General features: G+C 64.9%; 12 protein-coding genes. 6 read left to right on the forward strand and 6 right to left on the reverse strand.

Features of this window, described 5'->3' with window-relative positions; genetic code table 11:
* Window positions 1–23: 23 nt before the first annotated feature.
* Complete coding sequence (locus tag ACQY4V_RS07370) at window positions 24–1,856, reverse strand: extracellular solute-binding protein (RefSeq protein ID WP_428516193.1); 1,833 nt, start codon at window positions 1,854–1,856, stop codon at window positions 24–26.
* Between the two features lie 323 nt (window positions 1,857–2,179).
* Here ACQY4V_RS07370 and ACQY4V_RS07375 point away from each other — a divergent pair, with 323 nt between their 5' ends.
* Together ACQY4V_RS07375 and ACQY4V_RS07380 are read left to right on the forward strand one after the other, a co-directional pair.
* On the forward strand, window positions 2,180–2,953 hold the full coding sequence (locus ACQY4V_RS07375) for a 3-hydroxybutyrate dehydrogenase (RefSeq protein ID WP_428516194.1): 774 nt from the start codon (window positions 2,180–2,182) through the stop codon (window positions 2,951–2,953).
* Between the two features lie 69 nt (window positions 2,954–3,022).
* Window positions 3,023–4,042 carry a patatin-like phospholipase family protein gene (locus ACQY4V_RS07380; RefSeq protein WP_428516195.1) on the forward strand — a complete coding sequence of 340 codons (1,020 nt, stop codon included), beginning with the start codon at window positions 3,023–3,025 and terminating at the stop codon, window positions 4,040–4,042.
* 147 nt (window positions 4,043–4,189) lie between these two features.
* Here the strand turns inward: ACQY4V_RS07380 and ACQY4V_RS07385 are convergent, their stop codons facing one another.
* The 3 genes from ACQY4V_RS07385 to ACQY4V_RS07395 all read right to left on the reverse strand — a co-directional run bounded on the left by ACQY4V_RS07385 (window position 4,190) and on the right by ACQY4V_RS07395 (window position 6,824).
* On the reverse strand, window positions 4,190–4,933 hold the full coding sequence (locus ACQY4V_RS07385; RefSeq protein WP_428516196.1) for a DUF502 domain-containing protein: 744 nt from the start codon (window positions 4,931–4,933) through the stop codon (window positions 4,190–4,192).
* Between the two features lie 65 nt (window positions 4,934–4,998).
* Window positions 4,999–5,934, reverse strand: a complete 936-nt coding sequence (locus ACQY4V_RS07390) for a pseudouridine-5'-phosphate glycosidase (RefSeq protein WP_428516197.1) — start codon at window positions 5,932–5,934, stop codon at window positions 4,999–5,001.
* Window positions 5,931–6,824: a PfkB family carbohydrate kinase gene (locus ACQY4V_RS07395; RefSeq protein WP_428516198.1), complete on the reverse strand. Its 894-nt coding sequence runs from the start codon at window positions 6,822–6,824 to the stop codon at window positions 5,931–5,933. The genes ACQY4V_RS07390 and ACQY4V_RS07395 overlap by 4 nt, the downstream gene beginning before the upstream one ends.
* Window positions 6,825–6,899: 75 nt before the next feature.
* On the opposite strand from ACQY4V_RS07395, the gene ACQY4V_RS07400 reads away from it, so the two are divergent.
* The 4 genes from ACQY4V_RS07400 to tsf all read left to right on the forward strand — a co-directional run bounded on the left by ACQY4V_RS07400 (window position 6,900) and on the right by tsf (window position 9,874).
* Entirely contained in the window at window positions 6,900–7,514 is a 615-nt protein-coding gene (locus ACQY4V_RS07400; RefSeq protein ID WP_428516199.1) for a hypothetical protein, read from the forward strand.
* A gap of 25 nt (window positions 7,515–7,539) precedes the next feature.
* Complete coding sequence (locus ACQY4V_RS07405; protein ID WP_428516200.1) at window positions 7,540–7,866, forward strand: hypothetical protein; 327 nt, start codon at window positions 7,540–7,542, stop codon at window positions 7,864–7,866.
* 161 nt (window positions 7,867–8,027) lie between these two features.
* Window positions 8,028–8,909 (forward strand): 30S ribosomal protein S2, encoded by an 882-nt coding sequence (gene rpsB / locus ACQY4V_RS07410; RefSeq protein WP_428516201.1) that lies wholly within the window; start codon window positions 8,028–8,030, stop codon window positions 8,907–8,909.
* Window positions 8,910–8,998: 89 nt separating this feature from the next.
* Window positions 8,999–9,874 carry a translation elongation factor Ts gene (tsf, locus tag ACQY4V_RS07415; protein ID WP_428516202.1) on the forward strand — a complete coding sequence of 292 codons (876 nt, stop codon included), beginning with the start codon at window positions 8,999–9,001 and terminating at the stop codon, window positions 9,872–9,874.
* Between the two features lie 619 nt (window positions 9,875–10,493).
* On the opposite strand, the gene ACQY4V_RS07420 is transcribed toward tsf, so the two are convergent.
* On the reverse strand, window positions 10,494–11,249 hold the full coding sequence (locus ACQY4V_RS07420; protein ID WP_428516203.1) for a LuxR family transcriptional regulator: 756 nt from the start codon (window positions 11,247–11,249) through the stop codon (window positions 10,494–10,496).
* Window positions 11,246–11,689, reverse strand: coding sequence for a type II 3-dehydroquinate dehydratase (aroQ, locus tag ACQY4V_RS07425; RefSeq protein ID WP_428516204.1), 444 nt, complete (start codon window positions 11,687–11,689; stop codon window positions 11,246–11,248). Before aroQ ends, ACQY4V_RS07420 begins: the two co-directional genes overlap by 4 nt.
* Between the last annotated feature and the right edge of the window lie 205 nt (window positions 11,690–11,894).

Genomic DNA, 11,894 nt, shown 5'->3' on the forward strand with positions numbered 1-11,894 from the left:
CTGCTCGATTGTTACTGTCGTTTTTATTTTTCACTTGCCTCTGACCACCAGACCTCGGGGAGGAACCAGATCCCGTCCCCGTAGACCGGCAGTCGGTCGGCAGGATATTTCAAGTGGCTGAGATGCGCAATCCGGCCGACGGCATACTCGTGGATTGGAATGACATAGCGACCTGAAATCAACACCCGGTCCAGCGCCCGCACCGCGGCGGTGAAGTCTTCGCGGCTGGTGGCGTTGAGCATCGTGTCGATCATTGCCTCGGCGGCGGGGGATTTCATGCCCATGACGTTCCGGCTGCCGGGAATGTCGGCATACTCGGCGCCCCAGTAATAGATCTGCTCGTTCCCGGGACTGAGCGAGAAGGCGCGGCGAAAGAAGGTGAGGTCGAAATCGAAATTCTGCTCGCGCTCGTTATACTGGGCGGGGTCGGTCGTCTCGATCGCCAGGTCGATGCCCAGCCGTTCCAGCGCCTGGGCGTAGATCTCCATGTAGGTGGCGGCCTGCTGCAAAAGGCCGTCCTGCCGCAAGAGCACGGTCAGGTTCAGCGGGGTGCCCTCGGCATTGCGCAACTCGCCATCCACAACGGTCCAGCCGGCCTCGTTCAGCAAGTTCATCGCCTTGCGGATATTGCCACGGTTGCGCTTGGTGCCGTCGCCTTCGGGCACGGTGTAGCCTTCGAGCGCGCCGGGCAGAAGCGTGTCGGCGTAAGGCTCCAGAAGCTCCCGCACGCGGCCCGTCGCCGGGCCGTCCCGCATGCCCAGTTCCGAGCCTGAGAAATACGAGGTGATGCGCGGCTGGCGCCCGCCGGTAAGCGTGTCGTTGATATACTCGAAATTGAAGGCCAGGATCAGCGCCTCGCGCACGCGCCAGTCATCGAGCGGCGCGCGGCGGGTGTTGAACACGAACCCGGTCATGCCCGAGGGCGTGCCCTGCGGAATTTCCGACAGGGTGACGTCGCCGGACTGAACGGCGGGGAAGTTGTACTGCGTCGCCCATTTCTCGGCGTTCAGCTCGCGGACGTAGGAAATGGCTTGGGCCTTGAACGCCTCTTTCAGCACGGCATCGTCGCCGTAGAACTCGATGCGGATTTCGTCGAAATTGTTGGTGCCGCGCCGGAAGGCCAGGTCCTTGCCCCAGTAATCGGGATTGCGCCGCAGGGTCACGTGACGCCCGACCTCGTAATTCTCGACCACGTAGGGCGACGAGCCGATGGGCACTTCGGCCAGCGCGGCCTCGGAGAAGTCCTTGCCCTCCCATTGGGCCTTTTTCAGGATCGGGCGCAGGCCAGCGATGAGCGCCAGTTCGCGGTCTTCGGTGTTGAATGTCAGCCGGACGCTGCGCGGGCCGGTCGCTTCGATCTTTTCGACCTTCTGCCAGAAGCCGCGATAGCGCCCGTGGCCTTCGGTGCCGATGGTTTCGTACGACCAGATCACGTCGTCGACCGTGACGGGGGAGCCGTCGGAGAACGCGGCCTCTTCGCGCAGGGTGAATTCGACCCAGTCGCGGTCGGGGCCGGTCTCGACCGATTCGGCCAGAAGACCGTAGAGCGAGAACGGTTCGTCATAGGACCGGCCCATGAGCGACTCGTGCGTGAGGTAACGCAACTGCCAGGGCGGCTCGCCTTTCTGGACGAAAGGATTGAGGCTGTCGAAGCTGCCGACGTTGCCGCTGACCAGCCGGCCGCCCTTGGGCGCGTCGGGATTGGCATAGGGCAGGGACACGAAATCTGGGGGCAGGGCGGGGTCGCCGTACATAGCTATGCCATGCGATGGCTCGGCCACGCCCGGATTGGCCGCAAAACCGGCGGCAAGAATCGCGATTGCGCGCAGCGCGCGGTGGAAAAAATCTGGTCCCATTTGGGCAACAATCCTGCTCAGGCCTTATTTGTCTGACCAACGAGGTTAAAGGCGGATTTACGTCTTTTCAAACTTTTAGCTTGGATCATCACGGCGAATTGCGTATAAAGGGGGCACTGCTCGATAGGTTTCTTGCCTGTATGAAACCTGCCTCAATAACTTAACGCCGGCCTTGTGCCGGCGTTTTTTTTACGCGAACGGCAGCTTTTTCTCAAGATCGCAAACATGCGCCCATATGCGCCGAACCCCGTGTATGGCAGGTTTTCAACGACCCGGGAAACGCGCTAGGTCTGTCACGAAAGTTAACAGGAAGGTGCTGCACCATGTCTCTCGCCGGAAAAACCGCCATCGTCACCGGATCGACCTCGGGAATCGGTCTGGGAATCGCCACCTCTCTGGCCGAGGCCGGGGCGCGCGTCGTGCTGAACGGTCGGGCCGCGCGAGACGAGAATTACGAGATAGCGGAAAGAATTCGTAAAGATACCGGCGCGGAGGTCGAGTTCATCGCCGCGGACATGAGCGACCCGGAGGCCTGCCGCAGGCTGATCGAAGAGGCGGGCGGGTGCGATATTCTGGTGAACAATGCAGGCGTGCAGCACGTGGCGGGCATCCCGGACTTCCCGGTCGAGAAATGGGACCAGATCATCGCCGTGAACCTGAGTTCCGCCTTTCACACCACCGCCGCCGCCCTGCCGGTGATGCGCGAACGGGGCTGGGGCCGGGTGATCAACATCGCCAGTGCCCACGGGCTGACCGCGAGCCCGTTCAAATCGGCCTATGTGGCGGCCAAGCACGGCATTGTCGGCCTGACCAAGGTGACGGCGCTGGAGACCGCGGAGGAGCCGATCACCTGCAACGCGATCTGCCCCGGTTACGTGATGACGCCGCTGGTGGAAAAGCAGATTCCGGACACGATGGAGAAATACGGCATGGGCCGCGAGGAGGTGATCCGCGAGGTGATCCTGGAGCGCCAGCCGTCCAAGCAGATGGCGACGGTGGAGCAGATGGGCGGCACGACGGTCTTTCTGTGCTCGTCCGCGGCCGAGCAGATCACCGGCACGACGATCAGCGTGGATGGCGGCTGGACGGCGCTGTGATGGCCCGGGCCGAGGGGCTAGCCCCTCGGGCTCCCCGGGATATTTGAAGCCAGAGGAAGAGAGCGTGATGTGAGCGGTAAGCGGATCAATCTGGCCTTGCAGGGCGGGGGCGCGCACGGGGCTTTCACATGGGGCGTGCTCGACCGCCTGCTGGAAGACGAAGACGTTGAAATCGCCGGGATTTCAGGCACCTCCGCGGGAGCTTTGAACGGTGCCGCGCTGAAGGCCGGCATGCTGGCCGGGGGCCGGGAGGGCGCGCGGGAGAACCTCGATTGGCTGTGGGCGCAGATGGGCGCGGTGGAGGATTTGCGGCTGCCGGCGTGGATGACCGGGCACCTGCCCGGCGTCGGCACGCTGAGCGACGTGCTGGAGCTGTCGCCGGTCTATACCCTGGCCGATGCGGCCAGCCGGGTGGTGTCGCCCTATGCCTATGGCCCGTTCTACGTGAACCCGCTGCGGCGGGTGGTGCGGCGGTTCGCCTATGACAAGGTCTGCCGCATCTGCGAGCCGCAGTTCTTTGTCGGCGCCACCAACGTGCATACCGGCAAGATCCGGGTCTTCGAAGGCGACGCGATCACCGATGACAGCCTGCTTGCCTCGGCCTGTCTGCCGACGCTGTTCCAGGCGATCGAGATCGACGGGGCGCATTACTGGGACGGCGGCTATAGCGGGAACCCGGCGCTTTTCCCGTTGTTCCGCAAGGACTTGCCCGATGACATCGTCGTCGTGAACATCAACCCGCTGGTGCGGGACGACGTGCCGAAATCGCCGCAGGACATCCAGAACCGGATCAACGAGATCAGCTTCAACGCCGCGCTTTTGCGAGAGTTGCGGGCGATCCATTTCGTGCAGGAGCTGATGGATGCGGGGACCATCGCAGAGGGTGCGATGAAGCGGGTTCGGGTGCACATGATTGCCGATGACGCGCTGATGCGGGATCTGTCGGTGGCCACGAAACTGGTGCCGACGCCGCCGGTGCTGGACCGGTTGAAGCAGGCCGGGCGGGCGGCGGCGGAGAGGTTCCTGGAGACGGATTTCGGGGATGTCGGACGGCGCGACAGCGTGGATCTGAAGGCGATGTTCGGCTGAGTCGGATCGGGCCGGTTTACGGCGCCGGGCAGGCCGAAACGGGACGTCGGTATCGCGTCGGTATCCGAGTGGTATCGCGACGGTGCGCCTGATCGCGTTTCGCCCGGTCAAGGCGCCGTCCGCTGCGTTTGGCAATTCGCAGGAATTTCAGTGTTCGCTGTCGGGCGGGATCGCCTTGCCGTTCTGGCCCGGATAGACGAGGCCCGCGGAGATCACCAGCTTGGCCGCGTCCTCGATCGTCATGTCGAGTTCGATCACGTCCGAGCGCGGAAAGAACAGCAGGAAGCCCGAGGTCGGGTTCGGCGTGGTGGGCACGAAGACGCTGAGCATGTCCTCGGATATCTGGGCCTTGTCGGCGACCTCGCCCTTGGCCTGGGTCGAGATGAAGCCGACGGCCCAGATGCCCTTGCGCGGGTACTGGATGAGGCAGGCCTTCTCGAAGCTGCGCTCGGACTGGGCAAAGACCGTCTCGGCGATCTGTTTGACGCCGGAATAGATCGAGCGGACCACGGGCATCCGGTCGACCAGGCTTTCGCCGTAGCGGATGAGGGAGCGACCGATGAGGCCCTTGGCGACCCAGCCGACGATGAGCGTGAACACAAGAAAGACGATCACGCCGAGGCCGCGGATATTGAAATGGATCCAGTCGGCGTCGTCGGGGCGGGTGTTGCCAAGAACGAAGCGATTGACCAGGTATTCCGGCTGATAGATGTCGGGGACGAAGGGCAGAACGAAACCGTCGACCCAGCCGACCAGTGTCCAGATCAGCCAGATTGTCAGAACGACCGGGGCAATCACCACGATGCCGGTCAAGAAACTGGCGCGCAGCCCCGCAAACCGTCCGGGTTTCTTGGGCGGCGGCGGGGGATCTTCGTCGAAAGGGGTGTTCATGAGAGCCTTCGGGGGGTTCTTGTCAGGCGATATCTAGGCGCTTCAACGGGGCGCTACAACGGATTTCAGTTCCCGGCACCGCTTTGACCCGCATCCGCGAGGAAGATGGCGATTTTCGCGGCAAGCCGGGCATTGTTGACAACCAGCGCGATATTGGCGTCGAGCGACCGACCTTTGGTGAGGGTATAGACACGGTCCAGCAGGAAGGGTGTGACGGCCTTGCCGGTGATGCCCTTTGCCGTCGCCTCGCGCGTGGCCTGATCGATGATCGGTGAGATTTCGGCGGCAGGGATCTCGGCCGCGGCGGGGATCGGGTTGGCGACGAGCTGTCCGCCCGGCAGGCCGAGCGCGGCGCGGGTGAGGTGCGCGCGGGCGATGGCCTGCGCATTGTCCAGACGCAGGGGGGCCGGCAGGTCCGAGGTGGCGGACCAGAAGGTGGGCAGGCTGTCCTGGCCATAGGCGATGACGGGCACGCCCAGCGTTTCCAGCACTTCCAGCGTCTTGGGCAGGTCGAGGATGGCCTTGGCCCCGGCGCAGACCACGGTGACGGGGGTTTGGGCCAGTTCCTGCAAGTCGGCGGAGATGTCGAAGCTGAGTTCGGCGCCGCGATGCACCCCGCCGATGCCGCCTGTGGCGAAGGTGGCGATGCCGGCGGCATGAGCGGCGATCATGGTGGCGGCGACGGTGGTGGCGCCGGTGCCGCCGGTTGCCATGCAAACGGCGAGGTCGGCGCGGCTGAGCTTGGCGACGGTCTGCGCCCGGGCGAGGGAGTCGAGCTGGCCGTCGTCGAGGCCGATATGCAACTGCCCCTCAAGCACGGCGATTGTGGCCGGGGTGGCGCCGGCGTCGCGCACCGTCTCCTCGACCTGCCGGGCAGTTTCCAGGTTCCGGGGAAAGGGCATGCCGTGGGTGATGATGGTGCTTTCGAGCGCCACGATGGGGCGCGCCTCAGCGCGGGCGGCGGCAACCTCGGGCGAGAATTGCAAGGGCAGTGTGGTCATGGGGCGATCTCGCTGGAAACGTGGGTGGCGGCGGCCTGAAGGGCGCGGTCGAGGGCGGCGGCGCGGCTTGCGCCGGTGCATTCGGCGGCGATGTGGGCGGCCATGAAGGTGTCGCCCGCGCCGGTGACACGAGTGACAAGGACGGGCGGGGGCTGGCCGGTCAGAACGTCGTCCGGCCCGGCATCGGCGGCGGGGGCGGCGCCGTTGGTGACGATGGCCCGGGCCGCGCCGCGTGCGATCAGGGCCTCGGCGGCCTCGGGCGCGGTGGCGAAGGGGCGACCGCAGAGGATGCCGGCCTCTTCGAGGTTGACGTAGAGGATGCCGCGCCCGGTTTGGAGGAAGGGCAGCAGGCGCTCGGCCTTGCCGGGCGAGGCGGGCGCGATGCGCAGACCGGCGGCGGAGAAGGCCGGATCGTGGGCGATCTGCGTCAGCAGGGCCGTGGTCAGGTTGCCGTCGAGCGCGATGGGGCCGGTATGGGGATCGGTGGCGCTTCCCAATGTCCCGTCGTGCAGCGGCGCGAGAATCCGGTCTCCGGCGGCTTCGAGCGAATGGGCGTCGGCGATGGCCGCCACCAGCCCGCCCGCGCCTTCGATGGCCATGTACTGATCGGTCGGCAGCTCGGACGCGCGCCAGACATGGGATGTGTCGAGGCCGCGCGCGGCGCAGAGCGCCAGAAGTTCCTCGCCCGGGGCGTCGCGGCCCACGGCGCTGAGCAGGGCGGGGCGCAGGCCAAAATGTGAGAGGCTGAGCGCGATGTTGAGCGCGACGCCGCCGGGGCCGCGGGTGATGCGGCCGGGCACGTCGGCGCCGGGCCGCATGGCGCTGGGGGCTCGACCGATGATGTCCCACAGGACAGAGCCGATGCAGAGGATGTCGGGCGGGCGCGTCATGGGGACATTTGCACCGCCCGGACAGGAGAGGGCAAGAGGTTTGCGGGAGGCGAGGACGCGGCGTAGGGTGACGGGATGGACGACACACGCCGCTTTCGCATCCCGCTGAAACCCGTGCTGGCGCTGTTGGCGGCGGCGGCGGTGGCCGCGAACCTGCCCGCGTCCTGGTTCGCCGAGGCGACGCCCGGGGACAGGCGGGCGGAGGTGTTTTCCGCTTTCGCCAACTTGAGCGCGGCGCCGGGGGAGGGGGCGTTCGACTTTCTGGGGACGGTGGCGGACCTGTCGGGACAGGAGGCGCGGGTGCGCCAAGAGCGGCGGGCGCATGTGCTGCCGGGGCTGCTGGAGGCCTATGCGGAGCGGATCGACATGCCCGCCGACTGGCTGCGGGGCGCGGTGCTGGACCCTGACTATGCCCATCCGTTCGACATTTCACTTTTCGGCGTGACGGGGCCAGAGTTCGACGGGCATGGTATGGAAGGACCATGGCACTGGGGGCTCGCAGCCAGTGGGGCGCAGGATCTATCGCCCGAGAAAGCGCCGTTCGGTTGGTGCGCGCGATGGCTGGTGGTCTGGGACGACGAGGACTGGTTTTATGCTCCTGTTGGGACGGCCGCGCTAAACGACATGCTGGCGGAGGTGGCGCCAGACCTGGCGAACGCGGCGGCCGAGGGATGTGAGACCGATGATTAGGCTCTTTCCGGTTTTTCTTTGCGCCATGGCGGGAAGCGCCACGGCACAGGAGTGCGGGTGGGTCGACGCCTTCGTCGCGGGCACCGTACCGTCCGACGCCGTGACCTGTGACGCGAGTGTCTGTCAATGGCGGTTCGAGTATCGCGCGCTTGAGGCGCACACGCTTTTCGAGAAGATACGGGCAGCGCTGGAGGTCTGCGTTGGGCCCGAGGCGACACAGGATGCGCCGGTGAACCATCTCGATAGCTATGATTTACGGGTATTTTCGGCCAAGGACGGCGCGGTGTACCTGTCTATCAAGGACAAGGCGGCGCTGGACGCGACATTCGTTTTCCTGCGCAGGGGCCCCTAAAGAACGGGGCTTGCGCCGGGGAAGATTGCCCGTTATACGCGCGCCATTCAATCCCGCAGGTATGGGCGGGCCTCTCGGGGGAGACATCCCCGAAGGTCCACCGGTTGAAGCATCCGCTTCTCATCCCCGTACCGAGGCGCAAACCGGAAAGGAAAACGACCATGGCTCTTCCAGAGTTCTCCATGCGTCAGCTGCTTGAAGCTGGCGTTCACTTCGGCCACCAGACGCAGCGTTGGAACCCCCGTATGGGCGAGTTCATCTATGGCGCGCGCAATGGCATTCACATCATGGACCTGACGCAGACCGTGCCGATGCTCGACGCGGCGCTGAACGTCATCCGCGAGACCGTGGCGAAGAACGGCCGCGTTCTGTTCGTGGGCACCAAGCGGCAGGCCAGCGCCCCGATCGCCGAGGCGGCCGAGAAATGCGCGCAATATTACATGAACCACCGCTGGCTGGGCGGCACGCTGACCAACTGGCAGACCGTGAGCCAGTCGATCAAGCGCCTGAACGAGATCGACGAGATCATGGAAGGCGGCGCCGAGGGCCTGACCAAGAAAGAGCGCCTGGGCCTCGAGCGCGACCAGGAGAAGCTGCAGGCCAGCCTTGGCGGGATCCGCCAGATGGGCGGCGTGCCCGACCTGCTGTTCGTGATCGACGTCAAGAAAGAGTCGCTGGCCGTCGCCGAAGCCAACAAGCTGGGTATCCCGGTCGTGGCCGTGGTCGACACCAACTGTTCGCCCGATGGGATCGATTACATCATCCCCGGCAACGACGACGCGGCGCGTGCGATCTCGCTCTACTGCGACCTGGTGTCCCGTGCGGCGCTCGACGGCATGTCGGCGCAGATGGGTGCGGCCGGAATCGATCTGGGCGCGATGGAAGAAGCCCCGAGCGAGGAGGCCGTGAGCGAAGCGCCGGCCCCGGCGGCGGAGGCCCCCGCGCCGAGCGACGAGGCGATGCATGACGACTCCATGTCGAAGGACGCGCCGCTGGACATCGAGTCCGCCGAAGAGGTCAAGAAAGAGGCCGCTGACAGCTGAGCCTGTCACGAAACCTATACCTTGTTGATATAGCTGGGCGCGGGATCCGACCGCGCCCATGACAGCCCCAATATTCGAGGAGAGCCAAGATGGCGATCACAGCTGCAAGTGTGAAAGAACTGCGCGACAAGACCGGCGCGGGCATGATGGACGCGAAGAAAGCGCTGACCGAGACCGATGGCGACATGGAGGCCGCGGTTGACTGGCTGCGCACCAAGGGCCTGGCGAAGGCCGCCAAGAAATCGGGCCGCACCGCCGCAGAGGGCCTGGTGGCCGTCAGCGTGACCGGCGGCACCGGCGTCGCCGTCGAGGTGAATGCCGAGACCGACTTTGTCGCCAAGAACGCCGACTTCCAGAAGATGGTGGCCGAGATCGCCGGCGCCGCGGTGGGCGTGGCCAATCTCGAGGCGCTGCAGAAGGCCGAAATCGGCGGCAAGGCCGTGTCGGACATCATCACCGACAAGATTGCCACGATCGGCGAGAACATGGGCCTGCGCCGCATGGAGAAGATCGATGGCGAGACGGTGGTGAGCTACATCCACAACGCCGCCACCGACGGCATGGGCAAGATCGGCGTGCTGGTCGCCATGAAGGGTGGTGACGAGGCGTTCGGTCGCCAAGTCGCGATGCATATCGCCGCCACCAACCCCGCCGCGCTGAACGAGGCGGAGCTGGACCAGGCCGTGGTCGACAAGGAACGCCAGGTGCAGATCGACATCGCCCGCGAATCCGGCAAGCCGGAGCAGGTGATCGAGAAGATGATCGAAGGCCGCATGAAGAAGTACATGTCCGAGATCACGCTGGTGAACCAGTCCTTCGTCATCAATCCCGACGTGACCGTCGGCGCCGCCGCCGCCGAGGCGGGTGTCGAGATCACCGGCTTCATCCGCGTGGAAGTGGGCGAGGGGATCGAGAAGAAGGAAGAGAACTTCGCCGAGGAAGTCGCCAAGGCGGCGCAGGGCTGAGACTGACCTGACCGTGGGACCGAGGGGCCAGCCCCTCGGGCTACCGGTTCAAAGCGGGGGGCCAGCCCCCCGGCACCCCCCAGGATATTTCCGGCCAAAGGAAGACAGGGCGCGTTCCGGGATCGGGGCGCGCTTTTTCGTTTGAGCGGCGTGCGATGTGTGGCCGACCATGGGCCGCTGCCGCTGTGCTGTGCGTCGAGATGGCTGACCATGCCGACGCAGGCCCCCGGAATGGTCAGCGAGGGTCACATTCTGCATCCGGGCGGGCAGGGGGCCATGAAAAACGGTGCCGCCCGGGCGGGCGACACCGTTATTCCCAGCACCTGAAACGGGATGAGACGGTGCAGGCAAATCCGGTCGATCCACCGAGAAATAGGCAAACCGACCGGCCCCCGGAAAAACCGGCAGGCCGGGTACTCACCTGATATCACAGGGGACGCCGACCCATGTTCCCAGGCTTAAAAGCCACCACTCACGGAACGTTGCCACTTTGCGACGTTACGTCAATTCGAGAAAGTAGGGGAATCCTTACCAAAAGGTAAAATCGTTCAAATCACTTGAGAATTTCGCAATATCGTGGCGCCTTGGCAGGGAGAACCATGCCGGACCTTGCCGCGTGTCAGGTGTGGAGCACGAAGATCTGGTTCTGGAACGCGGCCTTGAGCACCGCCTGCGCGGTGGTTTCGACGCTGAGCGCTTCGCGGGCGAGGCGGAGGTGCTTTTCCACGGTGGCGGGCGTCAGTTCCATCAACAGGGCGATGTCCTGGATCGTCTTGCCGTCGCCGACCCAGCCCAGCACCTCTTTCTGGCGACGGGTCAACGAGCGGCCCGGCGCCTCGTAGGGCAGGGTGAGGATGCGCAGGTGCACGATGTTGTTGAGCAGGATGATGTCGTCGCCATGTTTGTCCCACAGCTTGTCGCAGTCCGCCTGGTCATGATCGGCATGCGCGGTGAGCGCGATGGCGCCCTTGGTGCGCGGCGACATGGACTTGAAGCTGATCGAGTAGCCGCAGGTGACGCCCATGGAGGCGTTGAAATCGACCACCTTGCGTTCCTGCGGGGTCAGCGTTTCGGTTTCCAGCATCTCGGCCAGGACGCGCCACGAGCAGGCGCCTTCGTTGTCGAGCGCCCAGCGGACCATCGGCGCATGGTGATAGAGACCGTCGCCGATGAAGGTGTTCATGTATTCGGGGGTCTGGTTGCTGAGCAGGACGAAATCGTCCGGATCGCCCAGCGATGTCGGCGTGCGGTAGCGGGTGAAGCCGTAGATCAGCCGGTCGAAGCCATAGTCCGCCATCTGCGCCACGTGCATGTCCCACAGCTCTTCGATGCTGGGCGCGTTCAGGAGCGCGTTGAGATGGGTCGTGGAAATCATGCGCCGCTCTCCAAGTGCCGCGCGATGGCCTGAAGCGCCAGCGTGTAGCCATGGGCGCCGAAGCCGCAGATCACGCCGACCGCGACCCTGGCGATGTAGGACGTGTGGCGGAAATCCTCGCGGGCGTGGATGTTGCTGAGATGCAGCTCGATCGTTGGAATTTCAGTGCTCGAGATCGCATCCATCAGGGCGATGGAAGTGTGGGTATAGGCGCCGGCGTTGAGGATGAGCCCGTGATGCGTGCCGCGGGCGTCGTGGATCCTGTCGATGAGCGCGCCTTCGCCGTTGGATTGCGCGAAGGCGAGCGTGACGCCCAGATCCTCGGCAACTGCGTGGCACTGCGCCTCGATGTCGCTCAGCGTCGTGGTGCCATAGACCTCGGGCTGGCGTGTGCCCAGCAGGTTGAGGTTCGGTCCGTTGAGGATCAGGATGGAAGTCATGCGGCGCGCGTCCTTTCCGCTACGTCATAGACCGTGACATACGGTGGTGTCGAGTGAGAGTTGCGGGGTGTGGCACTCTGTACGGGACTGTGGCATCGGGGATGACAGGCGCGGCACGTGGGTGAGGAGATTTGACCAAGTGCCGGACGCACAAGGGTTTTACGGTGCTTTGCGTACTATTTGGGGTATGGGTTTATTTAACATA

This window comes from Roseovarius sp. (assembly GCF_965277045.1).
Lineage (GTDB): Bacteria > Pseudomonadota > Alphaproteobacteria > Rhodobacterales > Rhodobacteraceae > Roseovarius.